Source organism: Janibacter sp. GS2 (assembly GCF_051200835.1).
Lineage (GTDB): Bacteria > Actinomycetota > Actinomycetes > Actinomycetales > Dermatophilaceae > Janibacter.
In genome coordinates this window covers 53358-72269 of the sequence record NZ_CP195161.1, presented here as the reverse complement: position 1 = coordinate 72269, position 18912 = coordinate 53358, and the positions used below count along the sequence as shown (strand labels likewise).

Sequence of the window (18912 nt, the reverse complement as noted above, 5' to 3'; positions counted from 1 at the left end):
GTGGAGGAGTTGTTCACCCAGTTCGACTACTGGGGGGCGGTCCGGCTCACCCTGTGGTTGACCCTCACCAGCGCCGTCGGTGCGCTGGTCATCGGCACCGTCGTGGCGGTCATGCGCGTCTCGCCGGTGCCGGTGCTCCGGGGGGCCGGGGCCGCGTACGTCAACATCATCCGCAACACGCCACTGACCCTCATCGTCGTCTTCTGCCTGCTCGGGCTGCGGTACGGGATGGGGATCGGTCTGGCTGATCCGGACGCGACCACGTCGATCGACGACAACATCGTGCGCTGGGCGATCATCGGGTTGTCGGTCTACCACGCCGCCTTCGTCTGCGAGGCCATCCGCTCCGGGGTCAACACCGTGCCGGACGGACAGGCGGAGGCGGCCCGCTCCATCGGTCTCGGTTTCACCGCCAGCCTGCGGCACGTCGTGATGCCGCAGGCTCTGCGCGGAGCCATCGCGCCCATCGGTTCGGTGATGATCGCGCTGACGAAGAACACGACCGTCGCGTCCGCCATCGGTGCGGCTGAGCTGGCCGGCTTCATGAAGACGGCACAGGAGCTGCGCGCCGACCTCACGACGCCGATCTTCGTGCTCGTCGCCCTGACCTTCGTCGCCATCACGCTGCCCATGGGGATGGCCTTCACCAGCGCGTCCCGGCGCTTGGCGGTGAAGCGATGAGCGCCTCCTCCGTCCTCTTCGACGCCCCGGGCCCGCGGGCGAGGCGGCTGCAACGGGTGGCCACCGTCGTGGGAGCCGTCGTCCTGCTGGGGATCCTCGGCCTCATGGTGCGCGCCCTCTACGCCAACGGCGAGCTGGAGGCGGCGAAGTGGGAGGGTTTCCTCACCGTCGCCGACTGGCGCTACTACCTGCTCCCCGGGATCGTCAAGACACTCCAGGCCGCGGCGCTGTCCATCGCTCTCGCGCTCGTCTTCGGTTTCGTGCTCGGCGCCGGTCGCCTGTCGGGCATCCGGGTGGTGCGCTGGATCAGCAGCATCGTCGTGGAGTTCTTCCGCGCCGTGCCGGTGCTGATCATGATGATCTTCTTCTTCGGCGTCTACGCCTTCAACGGCGTCTTCGACGCCCAGACCAACCCCTTCGCGGCCGTGGTCACGGCCTTGATGCTCTACAACGGGTCGGTCATCGCCGAGCTGCTCCGCTCGGGCGTCCACTCACTCCCCGCGGGTCAGAGCGAGGCCGGCTACACGATCGGCCTGACACGAGGGCAGGTCCTGCGCAGCATCCAGCTGCCCCAGGCGGTGACGGCCATGTTGCCCGCTCTCGTGAGCCAGCTCGTCGTGATCAACAAGGACACGGCACTCGGGTACATCATCACCTACCCCGAGCTCCTCCAGCAGTCGAACAACCTCGCCTCGGCCCGGTCCAACGTCATCCCGGCGCTGCTCGTCGCGGCAGCGCTCTTCATCGCGATCAACTCCGTGCTCGCCTGGGCCGCCGGTCGACTCGAGATGCGCCTGGCCCGTCGTGGGCAGCGCGCGGCGAAGGACCCGGCAGCGGTCGCGGCCTCCGCCGCGACGGCCGACTGACCCGCGCGGGTGCGCGGACGTCACCGAGCCCTGTAGTGACTCCCGGGTTTACCGATACGCGGTGTAGCAGGTACTGTCGGTACCGAACACTTTCGGTTCACCGAGTACCGCGAAGGGGTAGTCCTCATGGCTTCCAGCGAAACGATGACCCTGGCCGACAAGGGCCAGCGCATCGGCCTGCGTCTCATCGCCAAGGCCGGGGGGCTGCCCGGCCTGAAGGACAAGGAGGTGCGCGCCCGGGTCGAGAGGTACCTCTACAAGAGTGCCGTCACCGGCTTCACCGCGCAGACCGCCGCCGGTCGCGCCTTCTCGGCGAAGAAGGGCTCCGGGGGCCCGGCGCGTCCCGCGCCGGCCAAGCCGAAGCAGCAGTTCGACCTCACTCCGTCCGAGGACCAGCAGATGATCCAGGGGGTGGCACGTGAGCTCGCGGAGGAGGTCATCGCTCCCGCGGCGGCCACGGCCGACGCCGAGCGCGCCGTCCCGGAGGCCGTCACCACGGCCGCCGCCGACATGGGCCTGCACCTCATCGGCGTCCCGGCCGAGCTCGAGGGCATCGCCGAGGAGCGCTCCGCGGTCACCGCCTCGCTCGTCCTCGAAGAGCTCGCCCGCGGCGACATGGGTATCGCGACCTCGATCATGGCGCCGGCCGCCGTCGCCACCGCCCTCGCCTCCTACGGGGACGCCGACCAGCAGGCCACCTACCTCACCGAGTTCGCCGGCGAGACGCCGCCGATCGCGGCGCTTGCCCTGCACGAGCCCCAGGTGCTCTTCGACCCCTTCGCCCTGCGGACCGCCGGCACCCGCGATGGTGACGACGTCGTCCTCGACGGGGTCAAGGCCATCGTCCCCGGCGCAGAGAAGGCCGAGCTCTTCATCGTCTCCGCGGCCGTCGACGGCGAGTCCCGTCTCGTCATCGTCAGGCCCGGGACCGAGGGTGTGAAGACCACGGACGACCCCGCCATGGGGATCCGCGCCGCGAGGACCGCCCGCCTCCACCTCGAGGGTGTCCGCGTCCCCGCCTCCGACCTCCTCGGCACCGTCGCGGACCACGCCGACGCCGTGCGTCGTGCCCGCCTCGCCTGGGCGGCCGCGGCCGTCGGCACCTCGCAGGCGGTCCTCGACCACGTGAGCGAGTACGTCAAGGAGCGCAAGGCCTTCGGTGAGCCGATCGGCTACCGCCAGGCCGTCGCCTTCACCGTCGCCGACATCGCCGTCGAGCTCGCCGGCCTGCGTCTCGTCGTCTGGAAGGCCGCCTCCCGCCTCGACCGCGGCGAGGACGCCGCGGCCGAGATCGCCCAGGCCCGCAGCCTCGTCGCGCGGCACGCCACGTGGATCGGCTCGAACGGCGTCCAGCTGCTCGGCGGCCACGGCTTCGTCAAGGAGTTCGACAACGAGCGCTGGTACCGCGACCTGCGGGGCGCCGGAGTCCTCGAGGGCACGCTGCTCGTCTGAGCCGTCCCCACCCAACACCGACAGACCAGACTGACCCGAAGAGGACGCGATCATGATCGATCTCGAGGTTCCGAAGAAGTTCCGCCCGCTGGTCGCCCAGGCCCGCGGCATGGCCGAAGAGGTGTTCTGGCCGATCTCGCGCAAGTACGACCGTGCCGAGCACGAGTACCCCGCCGAGCTCGACCTCGTCTCCGCCGTCATCGACGGCATGAGTGACTCGGGTGCGGGGCAGGGGGCCGGCGCCTCCTCCTCCACCCGCGCCGCGGAGGACGGGGCGGCCGAAGGGGACGTCGCCGCCGTCGGCTCGGGCCGCACGACGGGGAAGCGCTCCGGCTCTGCCAACAAGAACGGCTCCAACCTCTCCTCGGTGCTCTCGATCCTCGAGACCTGCCGCGGCGACGTGGGTCTGACCCTGTCGATCCCGCGGCAGGGACTGGGCAATGCCGCCATTGCCGCCGTCGCCAACGAGGAGCAGCAGGCGCGCTACGCGGGCAAGTGGGCCGCCATGGCCATCACCGAGCCCGAGGTCGGCTCCGACTCCGGCGCCATCCGCACCACCGCCACCCGGGACGGCGACGAGTACGTCCTCAACGGGGAGAAGATCTACGTCACGGCCGGTGAGCGCGCCGAGCTCGTGGTCGTCTGGGCGACGCTCGACCGCAGCCTCGGCAAGCAGGCGATCAAGTCCTTCGTCGTGCGGCGTGACAACCCGGGCCTGCAGCTGGTGCGCCTGGAGCACAAGCTCGGCATCCGCGCCTCCGACACCGCGGCCTTCCTCCTCACCGACTGCCGCGTCCCGGCGCGGGACCTCCTCGGCGACCCGGAGATCGCCATCGAGGGGGGCTTCGGCGGGGCCATGCAGACCTTCGACAACACCCGCCCGCTCGTCGCCGCGATGGCCCTCGGCCTGACCCGGGCCTCGCTCGACACCACGACCCGCCTGCTCGCCGACGCCGGTGTGACGGTCGACTGGGATCGTCCGGGCCAGGTCCAGTCCGCCGCCGCCGCGAAACTCATCGAGATGGAGGCCGACTACCAGAGCGCCTACCTGCTCGCGCTGCGTGCCGCGTGGATGGCCGACAACGGCAAGCCCAACTCGATGGAGGCCTCGATGGCCAAGGCGAAGGCGGGGCGCACCTGCGTCACGGTCTCCCTCGCCTGCGTCGAGCTCGCCGGTGCGACGGGTTACGCCGAGACCGAGCTGCTCGAGAAGTGGGCTCGCGACAGCAAGATCCTCGACATCTTCGAGGGGACCCAGCAGATCCAGCTGCTCGTCATCGCTCGCCGGGTCCTGGGCTACTCCAGCAAGGAGCTGAAGTAGCACCACCCGGATACCGGCGTCGCTACCCCGGGCGCCGGGGCCGCGGGCGCCGGCCCACGCCGGTCGTCGCGGACCTGACCTCTCGTCCTGCACGCATGTGATGTGCGTCATATGGTGATCTGCGGCGGTGACCAGCCGCCGATGACCACGGGAGGAAATGCATGCGACACCAACGCATGGTCTCGGCAGTCGGCGCCCTGGCGCTCGGCCTGACCGGACTGGCAGCGACGACGACCGCCACCGCCGTACCCACTGCAGACACCGGGGCGTCCGCCCCCGCGAGCGGCGAGCGCACGAGCTACGTGGTCCTCGCCGACCGGGGAGGCAGCGCCACGGCGCTCGCCACGCGTCTCAAGGCGAAGGGGGCCATCGTCACGTCGGTCAACGACAAGGTCGGCATGGTCACCGTGACGTCGACCGACGCGCGCTTCGCCCAGCAGGCCCGCGCGATGAAGGGGGTCTTCGGTGCCGCGGACGAGGGCGTCGTCGGACGTTCGCCGTCGGCGCCGGCGAAGCGCAAGGATGCGGTGGAGCGCCCGGACCTCGCGGCCGGCCCGAGCAAGGGCAAGGGGCACGGCAAGGGCACGAAGGGGCCCGACCCGCTCGACGAGAAGCTCTGGGGCATGGACATGATCGAGGCGCCCGCGGCGCAGAAGATCGAGTCCGGCGACAAGCGCGTCAAGGTCGGCATCATCGACACCGGTGTCGACGGGAGCCACCCGGACATCGCGCCGAACTTCGACCGTCGGCTCTCGCGCAACTTCACCACCGACATCCCCGAGATCGATGGTCCCTGCGAGGTCGAGTCCTGTGTCGACCCGGCTGATGTCGACAACGGCGGTCACGGCACCCACGTGGCCGGCACGGTCGCGGCCGCGAGGAACGGCATCGGTGTCTCCGGCGTCGCCCCCGACGTGTCGATCGTCAACATGCGTGCCGGCCAGGACGCGGGCTACTTCTTCGTCGGACCGACCGTCAACGCGCTGACCGGCTCCGCCGACGCCGGCCTCGACGTGGTCAACATGAGCTTCTACGTCGACCCGTGGGCGTACTACTGCACCGATGGCGCCCCGGAGGACAGCCCGGAGGAGGCCGCCGAGCAGAACCTGATCATCGAGTCGATGTCCCGTGCGCTGCGCTACGCGCACTCCAAGGACGTGACGATGGTCGGTGCGCTGGGCAACGCGGCCACCGACCTGGCCAACCCGGGGTCGGACGACTCGAGCCCGAACTACCCCGAGGGCAACGCCCACCCGCGCACCATCGACAACGCGAGCTGCATGGACCTCCCGGTCGAGGGCCCGCACGTCATCGGCGTCTCGTCCGTGGGGCCGTCGGAGCGGAAGTCCTACTTCTCGAACTACACCTCGGACCTGACGTCCGACGAGATCGAGATCAGCGCCCCCGGTGGCGACTCGCGTGAGTACTTCGGCACGCCCGACTACCGCAGCCCGGCGAACCTCATCCTCTCGTCCGTCCCGGAGAACGTCGTCAAGGCCGAGGGCTCGGTCGACGAGGACGGCAACGTCACGGAGGAGGCCGAGGGCTCGGTGTTCAAGGACTGCGGCAAGTACCGCGGCAAGGAGCGTTGCGGCTACTACGAGTACTACCAGGGCACGTCGATGGCCTCGCCGCACGCCGCCGGTGTCGCCGCGCTGATCGTCAGCCGGTACGGCAAGCAGGACGGGCGCGACGGCTTCGGTCTGGATGCCGAGCGCACCCGCGAGATCATCATGGGCTCTGCTCGGGACAAGGCCTGCCCCGAGCCGCGCACGATGGTCTACCCGGGTCTCCCGGAGAGTTACACCGCCGAGTGCGTCGGTGACGCGGACTTCAACGGCTTCTACGGCGACGGCATCATCAACGCCCTCGCCGCGGTGGCTCCGAAGAAGCGCTGACCCGAGGGTCCAGCACGCACGAAGGGGGGCCGGTCACCGTCGAGGTGACCGGTCCCCCTTCGTGCGTGGTCTCCTCAGACGAGGCCGGCCTCGCGGGCGAGGACCGCCGCCTGCATCCGCGAGGTGCACTCGAGCTTGGCGAGGACGCGGGAGACGTGCGACTTCACCGTGGCCTCGGAGATCACCAGCTGCCCGGCGAGATCGCCGTTGGAGAGCCCTCGACCGAGTCCGACGAGCACCTCGTGCTCGCGCGGGGTGAGCTCTGCGAGCATCGCCGGTGGCGTCGAGCAGACGGCGGGGACGGCGGTGAACTCGGCGAGGAGGCGGCGGGTGACCTCGGGCGCGATGACCCCCTCGCCCGCTGCCACCCGCAGCACCGCGTCGACGAGCGTGGCCGAGTCCACGGTCTTCAGCAGGAAGCCGGCGGCTCCCGCACGCAGGGCGCCGAAGACGTACTCGTCGAGGTCGAAGGTCGTCAGGACGAGCACGTCGGCGTCGCGGGCCTGCGTGATCCGCCGGGTGGCCTCGATCCCGTCGACACCGGGCATCCGGAGGTCCATGAGCACCACGTCCGGGCGCAGCGCCGTCGCGTTGGTCACTGCAGCGGCCCCGTCCGAGGCCTCGCCGACGACGGTGATCTCAGCGGACTGCTCGAGCATCAGTCGCAGCCCGGACCGGATCGCCGCGTGGTCATCCGCCAGCAGCACCCGCACGGTCATGCTCGTCCCCCTTCGTCCCTGCCGGCCAAGGGTAGCGATGCCCTCACCTGCCACCGTCCGTCGACCGGTCCGGCCCGGAAGCTCCCGCCCAGGGCCGTCACCCGCTCCCGCATGCTCAGGAGACCGACCCCGTCGCCGCGGCCCGCGACGGGGCCCACCGCGGCGAGCGTGTTGGTGATGCACAGGTCCAGGCTCGAGGGGGTGGGTTCGATGTCGATGCGTACCCGTGCTGCGGGCGCGTGCGTGGCGGCATTCGTCAGGCTCTCCTGCACGATCCGGTGAGCGGCGTGGTCGACCGTCGCCGGCAGCTCGGGCCACGGTTCGGGTCGGTCCACCTCGATCGAGAGCCCGCGGTGCGTCGCCTGCTCCACCAGGCCCTCGACCTCGGCCAGCCGTGCGGGTGCGATCCGGTCGTCATCGCCCGAGCGCAGCAGATGGACCATGGCCCGCAGCTCGTTGGAGGCGGCGACGCTCGCCTGTCTGATCGCGGTGAGGCTCGTGCGGGCCGTGGAGTCGCCGGCATCCTCCCCACGCGACAGTGCCGCCTCGGCGTGGATGCCGATGGCGGCCAGGTTGCCTGCCAGGGCGTCGTGCAGCTCGTGGGCCATGCGGGTGCGTTCGTCGCGCAGCACCTCGACCTCGCGCAGCTCCGCGAGGCGGTGGCGGTCCTGCGCCCGGGCCGCCGCGACCCGTGCCAGCTCACTCTGGGTGCGCACCGACCGTCCCCACCACAGCGGGGTGGCCAGAAGGGTGAAGACGACGATCGCCAGCAGCGCTGCCGACTGCACGTTGCCCGTGAGGACGAAGGGCACTGCGGCGGAGGCGGTCACGGCGATCGCCACGAGCACCTCGGTCCGGCGCAGGACGGTCCGCCTGCCCCAGAGGGCGACGCAGTAGATGAGGTCGAAGTAGCCGACGATCACCCCGATGCTCCCGCCCATGACCTGATCGAGGAGGAGCACCAGGGTGCCGAGCGAGGCGGTGAGGCCGGGGCGGGTGCGCTTGGCGAGCATCAGGACGCAGATCGCCGTGAGCGGCAGGACGAAGAGCCAGGGGCTCGACGGCTCGTGCTCCCGCGGCCCGGAGGTCCCGACGAGACCGATGGCGATGAGTGCGAGCCCGAAGAGGAAGGTGGCCACGGCCTCCCCGACCACGCGCCGGCGAGGGGTGGCCCGTGCGCTGCGCCAGAGCCCACCTGCTGTCCTCACCCCGTCATCCCAGCACACGGGAGCGTCCCCCCTCTCATCCCAAGGGTGGAGGACGCCGCCGAGAGGTCACCCCAAGGCCGGATGTCCCGCGACACGTGCGCGGTCAGGCTGGCCCTCGTGACCACCACACTCGCCGCCTCCCTCGTCCTGCTGGCGCTCCTCGACTCGACGAGCTTCGGCACCCTGCTCATCCCGATCTGGCTCATGCTCACCCCGGGGCGCCCCCCGGCGCGCCGGGTCCTCGTCTTCCTGGGGACGGTGGCCGCCTTCTACTTCGTCCTGGGGCTGGCCCTCGTGGCCGGCGCCCGGGTGGTGCTCGCGGGCGACGGGGACCTGCTCGACGGCCCGGTCGCTGCGCGGCTCCAGCTCGTGATCGGGGTGGGTCTTCTCGTCGGGAGCTTCTGGATCGGTCGCTCCGGTGGAGGGCAGGGTGCCGGTCGGGTCTCCCGGTGGCGGAGGCGACTGACCGGGGCCGAGGGGGGTGGGGGGACCGTCCCGCTCGTGGGGCTGGCGCTCGCGGCCGCGCTGCTCGAGGTGGCCACCATGTTGCCGTACCTCGGCGCGACCGCGCTGATCAGCGGCGCCGAGCTCGGGCCGTGGGAGCGCGGCGCGGCGCTCGCGGCGTACTGCCTCGTCATGCTCGCGCCGGCCGTGGTGCTGCTCGTGCTGCGGGTCGTGGCCCGTCGGCGCGTCGAGCCGGTCCTGGTCAGGGTCGGGGACTGGATGGAGCGCTCCGCCGGTGAGACGACCGCGTGGATCGTGGGGATCGTCGGCGTCCTCGTGGCCCGGGATGCGTGGGCCCGGATGCCCGAGGGCCTCGCGCTGCTCGGGGTCAGTCCCGGCTGAGGGTCTCGTGCGCCTCGACCATCGCCGGGCCGTACCAGGTGAGCAGGCGTCCGCTGATGAGTCGGGTCGGAGCCCGGCCGAAGGCCTCCGGCCCGTCGACCGTGGTGAACTCGTAGGGCTCGTCGGGCAGGAGGACGAGGTCGACGTCGTCACGGTCGATCCGGGCGAGCTCGACGTGCGGGTACCGCCCCTGCGGGTCGGCGTCCGCCTCGGCGAAGGCATTGGTCCACCCGAGCCGGGCGAGCAGGTCGGTGGTGTACGTCCGGGGACCGACGACCATCCACGGGTCCCGCCAGATCGGGACGACGACCCGGCCACGGGAGGCGGGGGCCGGGGTGCCCCAGAGCACGTCGGCGCGCTCGAGCCAGCCGGGGACCTCCCTTCGCAGGGCCTCGGTGAACAGCCGCCGCATCGACGTCAGCGCCGACGGCACGTCCTCGATGTCGGTCACCCAGACGGGGACGCCGCGCTCACGCATGCGGCGTACGTCGAGCTCGCGGTTCTCCTCCTTGTTGACGACGACGAGGTCGGGGGAGAGGTCGGCGACGGCCCTGAGGTTGGGGTTCTTCGTCCCTCGCACGCGCGTCACGTCGAGGTCGGTGGGGTGCGTGCACCAGTCGGTCGCGCCCACGAGGCACTCGCGGGCGGACTGGGCGATCGCCTCGGTGAGGCTCGGGACGAGGGAGACGACCCGTCGGGGCGGTTGGCCGATCTCGACGGGGGTTCCGAGGTCGTCGACGGGCATGTCAGCCTCCTGCGATGACGAGGGCGAGCAGTTCGGTCAGGGCCATGGCGAGGACGGTCAGGGTGAGGGCGAAGGGGGCGCGACCGTCCCGGCGGCGCGTGTGCTCGGTCGGGCCGAGGCCGTAGCGCCGCCGGCCGAGGAGGAAGGCCGCGGCGGCCAGCCCGAGGGTGGCCAGGAGGATGGCGATGGCGACCGGGCCGAGGGTCTGCGCGGAGTGCCGGGCGATGACCGCCGCTCCGGCGGCGCTCGCGAGGGCGGTGCGCTGCCAGGCCAGGGCCGTCCGCTCGGGCTGCGCGCCGTGCGGTGCTGCCTGCGCGAGCTCGCTCACGTGACCGCGACGACGGCGAGGACGGCGACGGCGAGCAGGACGACCCCGGTGATGAGCACGGCGGCCGCTCCGAGCGGGGGCAGTGGCTCGTTGCGTCGCATCGCGCGCTCCGAGGCGGCCCACCGCCAGAACGCGAGGACGGGACAGACCGCGCCGAGGCCGAGCAGGGTGGCCGACAGTCCTCGCGTGAAGGCCTCGGACACCCCGAGATCGAGGACATCGACGGCCACGCCGGCTGCGATGAGTGCGAGCGTCGTGCGCAGCCACGCGAGAAAGGTCCGCTCGTTGGCGAGCGAGAACCGGTAGTCCGGCTCCTCGCCCTCGGCATAGACCCGCGATGGCCAGCGATCGGTGGTGCTCACGCCGCCCACGCTACCGATGCTCACACATTGCGTCGGTACTGGCCGCCCACCTCGAAGAACGCGTCGGTCACCTGCTGGAGGCTGCACACCCGCGCGGCGTCCATGAGGACCGCGAAGACATTGGCGTCCGTGGTGGCCGCCTCCTTGAGCGCGGCGATCGCCCGGACGGCCTCCTCACGGTGGGTCTCCTGGTAGCTCTGCACGCGCTCGAGCTGGGAGACCTTCTCGGACTCGGTGGCGCGGGCGAGCTCGATCTCGTCGGGCTCTCCCTTCGCCCCGTCCTCGCGGAGGAAGGTGTTGACGCCGACGATCGGCACGGATCCGTCGTGCTTGCCGTGCTCGTAGGCGAGGGACTCGTCCTGGATGCGGCCGCGCTGGTAACCGGTCTCCATCGCACCGAGGACGCCACCCCGGTCGTTGATCTTGTCGAACTCGAGGAGCACGGCCTCCTCGACGAGGTCGGTGAGCTCCTCGATGATGTAGGAGCCCTGCAGCGGGTTCTCGTTGTAGGACAGGCCCCACTCGCGGCTGATGATCAGCTGGATCGCCAGCGCGCGGCGCACGGACTCGGTCGAGGGGGTGGTCACGGCCTCGTCGTAGGCATTGGTGTGCAGGCTGTTCGCGTTGTCGTAGAGGGCGTTGAGTGCCTGCAGCGTCGTGCGGATGTCGTTGAAGTCCATCTCCTGCGCGTGCAACGAGCGGCCCGAGGTCTGGATGTGGTACTTCAGCTTCTGGCTGCGGTCGTTCGCGCCGTACTTCTCCTTCATCGCCACTGCCCAGATGCGGCGGGCCACCCGGCCGAGGACCGAGTACTCCGGGTCCATGCCCGAGGAGAAGAAGAAGGAGAGGTTCGGCGCGAAGTCGTTGATGTCCATGCCGCGCGCGAGGTAGGCCTCGACGTAGGTGAAGCCGTTGGCGAGGGTGAAGGCCAGCTGGCTGATGGGGTTCGCCCCGGCCTCGGCGATGTGGTACCCGGAGATCGAGACCGAGTAGAAGTTGCGCACTCCCTGCTCGATGAACCACTCCTGGATGTCGGCCATCATCCGCAGGGAGAACTCGGTGGAGAACAAGCAGGTGTTTTGTCCCTGGTCCTCCTTGAGGATGTCTGCCTGGACGGTGCCGCGGACGGTCTGCAAGGCGTGCGCCCGCAGCTCCTGGGTCTCCGTCTCGTCGGGCTCGCGGCCCTCCCGCTCCCGGAAGAGGTCGACCTGCTGGTCCATCGTGGTGTTGAGGAAGAAGGCGAGGACGGTGGGCGCGGGGCCGTTGATCGTCATCGACACGCTCGTGGTCGGGGAGACCAGGTCGAACCCGGAGTAGAGCGCCTTCATGTCATCGAGGGTGGCGACGGAGACGCCGGAGGTGCCGACCTTGCCGTAGATGTCGGGGCGCTCGTTCGGGTCGCGTCCGTAGAGCGTCACCGAGTCGAAGGCAGTGGACAGCCGGGTCGCCGGCTGGCCCTCGGAGAGCAGCTTGAAGCGGCGGTTCGTGCGGAAGGGGTCACCCTCGCCGGCGAACATCCGCGCCGGGTCCTCGTTGTCCCGCTTGAAGGGAAACACCCCAGCGGTGTAGGGGAAGTACCCGGGGAGGTTCTCCGAGCGCCAGTAGGTCACGAGGTCACCGTGGTCGGTGAACTTCGGCAGGGCGACGCGGGAGATCTGGTTGCCCGAGAGCGACTCCTTGGTCAGCCTGGTGTGGATCTCCTTGCCGCGGATCGTCACCACCTGCTCCTCCCCCGAGTAGGACTCGACGATGGCCGGCCAGCGGTCGATCTGCTCGGTGATCTCGGCGGGCAGGGTCGCCCGGGCCTGGTCGAGCAGCTCGTCGACGCCGTGCCCGTCCTTGCCGGCCGCGGTGAGCTCGTCGTCGACGAGGGCCAGGCGCTGCACGCGACGGGCGTTGTCCGTCAGCTCCTCGGTCCGGTGGTGGTACCCGCGGACGGTCTCGGTGATCTCCGCGAGGTAGCGCACCCGGGTGGCCGGGACGACCTGGTCGAAGCGCGTGGAGTACTTGGTGTCGACGTGCTCGAGCTGCCCCTCCTCGACGGAGAGACCCTTCTGCGACAACAGGTCACGCAGGTGCTGGTAGAGGCCGGTGACGCCGTCGTCGTTGAAGGTCGCGGCGGAGGTGCCGAAGACCGGCATGTCCTCGGGGCGCTGCCCGAAGGCCTCGCGGTTGCGCACGATCTGGCGGGCGACATCGCGCAGGGCGTCGGCCGCGCCGCGGCGCTCGAACTTGTTGATCGCGACCACCTCGGCGAAGTCGAGCATGTCGATCTTCTCCAGCTGGCTGGCCGCGCCGAACTCCGGCGTCATGACGTACATCGGGACGTCGACGAAGGGGATGATCGCGGCGTCGCCCTGGCCGATGCCCGGGGTCTCGACGATGACGAGGTCGTAGCCCGCGGCCTTGGTGATGTCGATGACCGTCTGCAGCGCGTCGGGGATCTCGCGCTCGCCCCGGGTGGCCAGGGAGCGGAAGAACACGGGGGAGTCGCCGCCGGAGCTCTCGCCGAGCGAATTCATGCGGATGCGGTCGCCGAGAAGCGCACCACCGCCCTTGCGCCGGGTCGGGTCGACGGCGATGACGGCGACCCGCAGCTTGTCCTGCTGGTCGACGCGGAAGCGGCGCACCAGCTCATCGGTGAGCGAGGACTTGCCCGACCCCCCGGTCCCGGTGAGGCCGAGCACGGGTGCGGTGGACTTCGCGGCCGCGTCGGCGATCCCCCCGAGGAAGGTCTGGTCGAGGTGGCCGAGCTCCGCGCCGGAGATCGCCCTGGCGATCGCCGCGCGCTCGCCGGCCAGTACCGACTCGAGGGCGACGGGGCCGTCCTCCCAGACATCCGTGTCGCAGTCGGCGATGAGCGTGTTGATCATCCCGGGCAGGCCGAGGCGCTGCCCGTCCTCGGGGGAGAAGATCGTCACGCCGGCCTCGCGGAGCCGCCTGACCTCCTCGGGCACGATGACGCCGCCGCCACCACCGAAGACCTTGACGTGCCCCGCGCCCTGCTCACGCAGCAACTGGGTGAGGTACTCGAAGTACTCGACGTGTCCGCCCTGGTAGGAGGAGACGGCGACACCCTGCACGTCCTCGTCGATCGCCGCGTCGACGACCTCCTGGACCGAGCGGTTGTGGCCGAGGTGGACGACCTCCGCGCCCTGGCTCTGCATGATCCGCCGCATGATGTTGATCGACGCGTCGTGCCCGTCGAAGAGTGCGGACGCGGTCACGAAGCGGACCGGGTGGGTGGGGGAGTGCAGCTCGGGCTTGGCAGGCGCAGCCATGAAGATCCTCGTCATCGAGTCGTCGGTACCCTTCGATACTAGGACATCCAAGTATCTCGCGCGAGTCCCGGACCGTGCCCGCCCCGCGATGACGGCCGACCGTCGATGCCAGGTGCCGAAGGGGGTGTGGCCGTTGGCCTTCGTTCCTCAGGCCTTGAGGCGGGCCGCGCGCCCTTCGGCCCTAGGCCTCGAGGCGGGCCGCGCGCCCGTCGGCCGAGGAGACCGTGTCCCCGTGGGCGGAGCGAAGGGCGCTGAGCAGCTCAGTGGCCGTGCGCACCGCGTCGGTGTCGATCCCGGGGGAGGTGAAGACCTGGGCATTGAGGTCCGCTGTGGCCCGCTCGACGAGGGCCTCCCCGGCGGCCGTGAGGGAGGCGAGGACGACCCGGCGGTCCGACTCTCGGCGGAGCCGCTCGACCAGGCCCTGCGACTCGAGCCGGGACACGGCGCTCGTCACGCTCGTGGCATGGACCTGCAGGAGGGAGCCGAGGCGACTCATCGGCATCGACCGGCGCCGGCTGAAGGCGAGCAGGCGCAGGATCTCGTAGCGCGCGAAGGTCAGACCGTGTGGGCGCAGCGTCTCCTCGATGCGTTCGACGAGCAGCTGGTGCGCGCGGGTGATCGAGGTGACCAGCGCCATCCCGTCTGCGGCGTCCGCCCAACCGTGGTCCACCCACTGCTCGTACGCCGCGGCGATGGGGTCGGGGTCGGTCATGACGACATCCTAGGACGTCCAAGGACCGGGCTCCCGGCGCAGGGGGATCCGCGGGGTCACAAGGGCAGACCGGTGAGCACCATGACGCGGTCGTAGGTGAAGTCGGTCATCGCGAAGCGGACGCCCTCGCGACCCTCGCCGGACTCCTTCGTGCCGCCATAGGGCATCTGGTCGGCGCGGTAGGAGGGCGCATCCCCGATCACGACGCCACCCACCTCGAGTTCGCGCTGCGCCCGGAAGGCCACCCGGAGGTCGTGGGTGAAGACGCCGGCCTGCAGCCCGTAGCGGGAGTCGTTGACCAGGGCGAAGGCCTCATCGACCGAGTCCACCGGGTGGATGAGCAGTACCGGTCCGAAGACCTCCTCGCACGAGACCTTGGCGTCCACGGGCACGTCCTCCAGCACGGTCGGTGCGTACGTGGTGCCCTCGCGGCGTCCGCCGGTGAGGATCGTCGCGCCCGCGTCCACGGCCTCCTCGACCCAGGCCTCGACCCGTCGCGCGGACTCCTCGTTGATCAGCGGGCCCACCTGGGTGGCCTCATCCGTGGGGTCACCCACACCGAGCGACTCCACAGCCGCGACGATCGCCGTTCGCACTTCCTCGAGGCGGGAGCGGTGGACGTAGACGCGCTGGACGCCGACGCAGGACTGGCCGCCCTGGTAGTTGGCGAAGGTGGCGATCCGGCCGGCGGCGTACGGCGTGTCCGACCAGTCCTCGCACACCACGACGGCGGCGTTGCCGCCGAGCTCGAGCGTCACGTGCTTCTGCGGCACCGCTGCTCGGATCCGCGCCCCCACCGGGCCGGATCCGGTGAAGGAGATCACCGGCAGTCGGGGATCGGCGACGAGGTCCGGGGCTGCGCTGTCCGGGACATTGACGACGCTGACGGCGCCGGCCGGCAGGGCCGTCTCCGCGAGGAGCTCACCGAGCAGCAGCGCCGACAGCGGGGTCTTGGGGGCTGGCTTGACCACGACGGGCGCGCCGACAGCGATGGCCGGGGCAACCTTGTGCGCCACGAGGTTGAGTGGGAAGTTGAAGGGGGTGATCGCCAGCACCGGCCCGCGGGGCACCCGGACGGTGTACGCGAGGCGGCCCTCGGCCGCGGACTCGGTGTCGAGGCGCTGCACCTCGCCCGACCAGGTGCGGGCGTTCTCTGCGGCGAGGCGGAAGACCGACGCGGCCCGGGCGACCTCCGCCCGGGCCCACCGGATGGGCTTGCCGTTCTCCGCCGTGATCAGCCGCGCCAGTTCCTCGGAGCGGTCGAGGATGCGCCGGGCGACGTGGTCGAGCGCCGCGGCGCGCGCGTGCACCGGCAGGGCCGCGGTCTCGTGGCGAACCGCGTGCGCAGCCCCCACCGCGGCCTCGACCTGCTCGGGCCCGGCATGGGTGGTCCTGCCGACCGGCGTCCGGTCATGTGGGTGGCTGACCTCGAGTGGGTCGTGACCGTGTGCCGGGGTGCCGGCGATCCAGAAGGGGATGACGTCGCTCATGCATCGCACGCTAGGCGGTGACCCCGCGGTGATGGTGTGGACGCACTGTCACCCATGGATGATCAGAGTTGTCCGAAGTGGCTGGCCCGAAGGGCGAACCACAGGTCCATCCGGGTGTCCGTCTCGTCCAGCGAGCGACCGAGCAGTTGCTCCGCCCGGCGGACACGGTGACGCAGGGTGTGGCGGTGCACGCCGAGCTCGGCAGCCGCGGGCTCGAAGTGTCCGTGGTGTCGCAGCCAGGTCTCGAGGCTGGTGACGAGGTCGACGTCGGTGCGCTCGCCGTGGTCGTGGAGTGGATGGAGCAGTGCCCGGGCGAATGCCGCCGCATCCGATGGTGCGACGAGGCCGAGTGAGCTCGACATCGCCTCGGCGTCACTCAGCACGTCCACATCGCGCCGCACCGCGAGGTCCAGGGCCCGCTCGGCCCGGTGCAGGGCGCCGGCGACCTCGGGGGGTGGCACGGGGTCGCTCACGCCGGTGCGCAGTCCCTCCCGTGCGCGCACCCGGTGCAGGACGGTGGGCAGGTGGCGGCTGCCCACGACGGCGAGGACCCGGGAGTCCTCGTGCACGGTGAGGACGTGCTCGGCGGGGAGGTCGTCGAGCTCGTCGGCCAGGGCCCGAAGGTCGCCGGCGGGTCCGGTGGTGGCCAGTCCCACCACGGTGGCGCCGGCGAGGACCGCCCCGCCGAGGTCCACCAGGGTGCGGGTGTCGCCCACCGTCCCCTGCCGGGCCAACCGCAGCAGTGCCGCATCGCGTCGACGCGAGCCCACGATCTGCTGGTCGTCGCCGATCGCGAGCAGGGCCGTCGCCAGACCGAGGGCAGCGCGGTCGGCGCCGCTCGGTCGGTGCCGCGTACCGCACACGAGGAAGCCGCGGATCCGCCCGAAGGCGGTGAGTGTGTGCACGAGGACGTGCTCGTCGCCATCGATGAGCGAGGCGGCAGCGACCCGCCCCGAGGAGACCCGTTCGAGCGGTTCGGCCAGGTCCGCGACCCGCTCCCGCGCCCGGGTGGGTTCGGCGTGCTGCACCGCGGTGGTGCGGTCCAGGACGAGGGTCCACCCGTCGAGGAGTCGCGCGGTGGTCCGCGCGACCCCGGCCGTCCCGTCCCGGACAGCGGCCCGGGTGAGGTCCCGCTGGGCCTGGGCCGTCCGCTGCGCCTCCGCGTGCTCCTCCCGGGCGATGAGGTCCGAGAGGGCCTTGCTCACCGCGACGAAGGGGGTCGGCTCGTCGATCTCGACCAGGGCCAGCCCGGAGCGTTCGGCGGCGTTGATCAGCCGACGGGGCGTCGATCCGTGCCCCAGGCCGACGCCCAGCCCGAGTGCCACGGCGCCACTGCCGGCGATGCGGTCGGTGTAGGCACGCACCTGCTGCGTCGTCGCGGGAAGGTTGATGCCCGTGGTCAGGAGGAGGTCGCCGGCTTTGAGGAAGGGGGTGGGGTCCGGGTGCTCGTTCGTCGCGACCCAGCGCACCTCGTCGTCGAGGTGCTGCTCGCCCGTGAGGAGGGTGATGCCCAGACCGGGTCCGTTGATGAGGTGGCGCAAGGTCGGAGCCATGGACGCAACGTACAGTCGATAGGCATCAATTTGTCCAGCATGGACCGGGTCGGCGTCGCCTGGATGGTCCTAGCGTTGCCGTCATGCCAGAACTCGAGCAGCAGCGTCGCATCGTCACCGAGATCCCCGGCCCGGTCTCCCAGTCGCTCATGGCGCGACGGACCGCAGCCGTGTCGTTGGGGGTGGGTACCGTCCTTCCGGTCTTCGTCGCGCAGGCTGATGGCGGGATCCTGCAGGACGTCGACGGCAACTCGCTGATCGACCTGGCCGCGGGGATCGCGGTCACCAGCGTGGGGGGCTCGAACCCCGAGGTCGCGCGTCGCGTCGCCGACCAGGTGGAGCGGTTCACCCACACGTGCTTCATGGTCGCTCCGTACGAGGGTTACGTCGAGGTGTGCGAGCGTCTGGCCGAGCTGACGCCCGGTGACCACGAGAAGCGCAGCGCGCTCTTCAGCACCGGCGCAGAGGCGGTGGAGAACGCCGTCAAGATCGCCCGCACGCACACCGGTCGCGACGCGGTGGCGGTCTTCGACCACGCCTACCACGGGCGCACCAACCTCACCATGGCGATGACCGCCAAGAACCTTCCGTACAAGCAGGGTTTCGGGCCCTTCGCCGGGGAGGTCCACCGGGCGCCGATGTCCTACCCCTTCCGCGACCCTGCGGGGATGACGGGCGAGCAGGCCGCCCAGCGCGCCATTGACCAGCTCGAGAGCCAGGTCGGCGGAGACAACCTCGCCTGTGTCGTCATCGAACCCATCCAGGGGGAGGGTGGCTTCATCGCCCCGGCGGAGGGCTTCCTCCCCGCGATCGCCGCCTGGTGCCGTGAGCGCGGCATCGTCTTCGTCGCCGACGAGGTGCAGACCGGCTTCTGCCGGACGGGGAGCTGGTTCGCGTGCGAGCACGAAGGGGTCGTCCCGGACCTCATCGCCACCGCGAAGGGAATCGCTGCCGGGCTGCCGCTGGCGGCCGTCACCGGCCGCGCGGAGATCATGGATTCGGTCCACGCGGGAGGCCTGGGTGGAACCTACGGTGGCAACCCCGTGGCCTGCGCCGCGGCACTGGCCGCCATGGATGTCATGCACGAGCAGGGCCTGGCCGCCAAGGCGGCTCGGATGGGCGAGCTGCTCCTCGGGCGCCTGACGCAGCTGCAACAGGAGCACGCGATCATCGGCGACGTGCGTGGGCGCGGCGCCATGGTGGCCATCGAGATCATCGAGCCGGACGGTCTCACGCCCGCGCCCGCGGTCGCAGCAGAGATCTCGGCGGCCTGCCACCGGGAGGGGGTCCTCACGCTCTCCTGCGGCACCTACGGCAACGTCCTACGATTCCTGCCTCCACTCGTCATGCCCGAGCACCTGCTCGACGAGGCGATGGACGTGGTGGCCAAGGCCGTGGCCAACCTGCCGAGGACCTGACGCGCCTCACCCGATCCACTCAAAGGAGAGTG

16 protein-coding genes are annotated in these 18912 nt (G+C 71.0%); 7 read left to right on the top strand and 9 right to left on the bottom strand.

Annotated features, from left to right (window positions below; genetic code table 11):
* From ACR9E9_RS00355 to ACR9E9_RS00335, 5 genes are all read left to right on the top strand, one after another.
* The gene (locus tag ACR9E9_RS00355) at positions 1-681 is read left to right on the top strand and encodes an amino acid ABC transporter permease (protein WP_435200544.1); all 681 of its coding nucleotides are present in this window, start codon (positions 1-3) and stop codon (positions 679-681) included.
* Positions 678-1547 (top strand): amino acid ABC transporter permease, encoded by an 870-nt coding sequence (locus ACR9E9_RS00350; protein WP_435200542.1) that lies wholly within the window; start codon positions 678-680, stop codon positions 1545-1547. The genes ACR9E9_RS00355 and ACR9E9_RS00350 overlap by 4 nt, the downstream gene beginning before the upstream one ends.
* Before the next feature lie 126 nt (positions 1548-1673).
* Complete coding sequence (locus ACR9E9_RS00345) at positions 1674-2999, top strand: acyl-CoA dehydrogenase family protein (protein WP_435200540.1); 1326 nt, start codon at positions 1674-1676, stop codon at positions 2997-2999.
* 52 nt (positions 3000-3051) lie between these two features.
* Entirely contained in the window at positions 3052-4320 is a 1269-nt protein-coding gene (locus ACR9E9_RS00340) for an acyl-CoA dehydrogenase family protein (RefSeq protein WP_435200538.1), read from the top strand.
* Between the two features lie 161 nt (positions 4321-4481).
* Positions 4482-6218, top strand: a complete 1737-nt coding sequence (locus tag ACR9E9_RS00335) for a S8 family serine peptidase (protein WP_435200536.1) — start codon at positions 4482-4484, stop codon at positions 6216-6218.
* 74 nt (positions 6219-6292) lie between these two features.
* On the opposite strand, the gene ACR9E9_RS00330 is transcribed toward ACR9E9_RS00335, so the two are convergent.
* Entirely contained in the window at positions 6293-6937 is a 645-nt protein-coding gene (locus ACR9E9_RS00330; protein WP_435200534.1) for a response regulator, read from the bottom strand.
* Positions 6934-8145, bottom strand: coding sequence for a histidine kinase (locus ACR9E9_RS00325; RefSeq protein WP_435200532.1), 1212 nt, complete (start codon positions 8143-8145; stop codon positions 6934-6936). Before ACR9E9_RS00325 ends, ACR9E9_RS00330 begins: the two co-directional genes overlap by 4 nt.
* 117 nt (positions 8146-8262) lie before the next feature.
* On the opposite strand from ACR9E9_RS00325, the gene ACR9E9_RS00320 reads away from it, so the two are divergent.
* The gene (locus ACR9E9_RS00320; RefSeq protein ID WP_435200530.1) at positions 8263-8991 is read left to right on the top strand and encodes a GAP family protein; all 729 of its coding nucleotides are present in this window, start codon (positions 8263-8265) and stop codon (positions 8989-8991) included.
* Here ACR9E9_RS00320 and ACR9E9_RS00315 read toward each other — a convergent pair.
* The 7 genes from ACR9E9_RS00315 to ACR9E9_RS00285 form a co-directional block, all read right to left on the bottom strand.
* Entirely contained in the window at positions 8978-9736 is a 759-nt protein-coding gene (locus tag ACR9E9_RS00315) for a helical backbone metal receptor (RefSeq protein ID WP_435200528.1), read from the bottom strand. The genes ACR9E9_RS00320 and ACR9E9_RS00315 overlap by 14 nt on opposite strands.
* A gap of 1 nt (position 9737) precedes the next feature.
* A complete protein-coding gene (locus tag ACR9E9_RS00310) occupies positions 9738-10064 on the bottom strand; it encodes a DUF202 domain-containing protein (protein WP_435200526.1) in 327 nt (108 codons plus the stop codon).
* Positions 10061-10426, bottom strand: coding sequence for a YidH family protein (locus ACR9E9_RS00305; protein WP_435200524.1), 366 nt, complete (start codon positions 10424-10426; stop codon positions 10061-10063). Before ACR9E9_RS00305 ends, ACR9E9_RS00310 begins: the two co-directional genes overlap by 4 nt.
* Before the next feature lie 20 nt (positions 10427-10446).
* Complete coding sequence (icmF, locus tag ACR9E9_RS00300; RefSeq protein WP_435200522.1) at positions 10447-13707, bottom strand: fused isobutyryl-CoA mutase/GTPase IcmF; 3261 nt, start codon at positions 13705-13707, stop codon at positions 10447-10449.
* A 181-nt stretch (positions 13708-13888) separates the two neighbouring features.
* On the bottom strand, positions 13889-14419 hold the full coding sequence (locus ACR9E9_RS00295; protein WP_435200520.1) for a MarR family winged helix-turn-helix transcriptional regulator: 531 nt from the start codon (positions 14417-14419) through the stop codon (positions 13889-13891).
* A 56-nt stretch (positions 14420-14475) separates the two neighbouring features.
* Positions 14476-15909: an aldehyde dehydrogenase family protein gene (locus ACR9E9_RS00290; protein WP_435200518.1), complete on the bottom strand. Its 1434-nt coding sequence runs from the start codon at positions 15907-15909 to the stop codon at positions 14476-14478.
* 62 nt (positions 15910-15971) lie between these two features.
* Positions 15972-17462: a PucR family transcriptional regulator gene (locus ACR9E9_RS00285; protein WP_435200516.1), complete on the bottom strand. Its 1491-nt coding sequence runs from the start codon at positions 17460-17462 to the stop codon at positions 15972-15974.
* Positions 17463-17545: 83 nt separating this feature from the next.
* On the opposite strand from ACR9E9_RS00285, the gene gabT reads away from it, so the two are divergent.
* On the top strand, positions 17546-18880 hold the full coding sequence (gabT, locus tag ACR9E9_RS00280; protein ID WP_435200514.1) for a 4-aminobutyrate--2-oxoglutarate transaminase: 1335 nt from the start codon (positions 17546-17548) through the stop codon (positions 18878-18880).
* Positions 18881-18912 lie beyond the last annotated feature (32 nt).

Excerpts from the sequence above, each read along its gene's own strand:
- icmF (WP_435200522.1), bottom strand. The coding sequence starts at position 13,707 with ATGGCTGCGCCTGCCAAGCCCGAGCTGCACTCCCCCACCCACCCGGTC.
- ACR9E9_RS00285 (WP_435200516.1), bottom strand. The coding sequence starts at position 17,462 with ATGGCTCCGACCTTGCGCCACCTCATCAACGGACCCGGTCTGGGCATC.
- ACR9E9_RS00295 (WP_435200520.1), bottom strand. The coding sequence starts at position 14,419 with ATGACCGACCCCGACCCCATCGCCGCGGCGTACGAGCAGTGGGTGGAC.
- ACR9E9_RS00330 (WP_435200534.1), bottom strand. The coding sequence starts at position 6,937 with ATGACCGTGCGGGTGCTGCTGGCGGATGACCACGCGGCGATCCGGTCC.
- ACR9E9_RS00350 (WP_435200542.1), top strand. The coding sequence starts at position 678 with ATGAGCGCCTCCTCCGTCCTCTTCGACGCCCCGGGCCCGCGGGCGAGG.
- gabT (WP_435200514.1), top strand. The coding sequence starts at position 17,546 with ATGCCAGAACTCGAGCAGCAGCGTCGCATCGTCACCGAGATCCCCGGC.
- ACR9E9_RS00315 (WP_435200528.1), bottom strand. The coding sequence starts at position 9,736 with ATGCCCGTCGACGACCTCGGAACCCCCGTCGAGATCGGCCAACCGCCC.
- ACR9E9_RS00340 (WP_435200538.1), top strand. The coding sequence starts at position 3,052 with ATGATCGATCTCGAGGTTCCGAAGAAGTTCCGCCCGCTGGTCGCCCAG.
- ACR9E9_RS00290 (WP_435200518.1), bottom strand. The coding sequence starts at position 15,909 with ATGAGCGACGTCATCCCCTTCTGGATCGCCGGCACCCCGGCACACGGT.
- ACR9E9_RS00335 (WP_435200536.1), top strand. The coding sequence starts at position 4,482 with ATGCGACACCAACGCATGGTCTCGGCAGTCGGCGCCCTGGCGCTCGGC.
- ACR9E9_RS00345 (WP_435200540.1), top strand. The coding sequence starts at position 1,674 with ATGGCTTCCAGCGAAACGATGACCCTGGCCGACAAGGGCCAGCGCATC.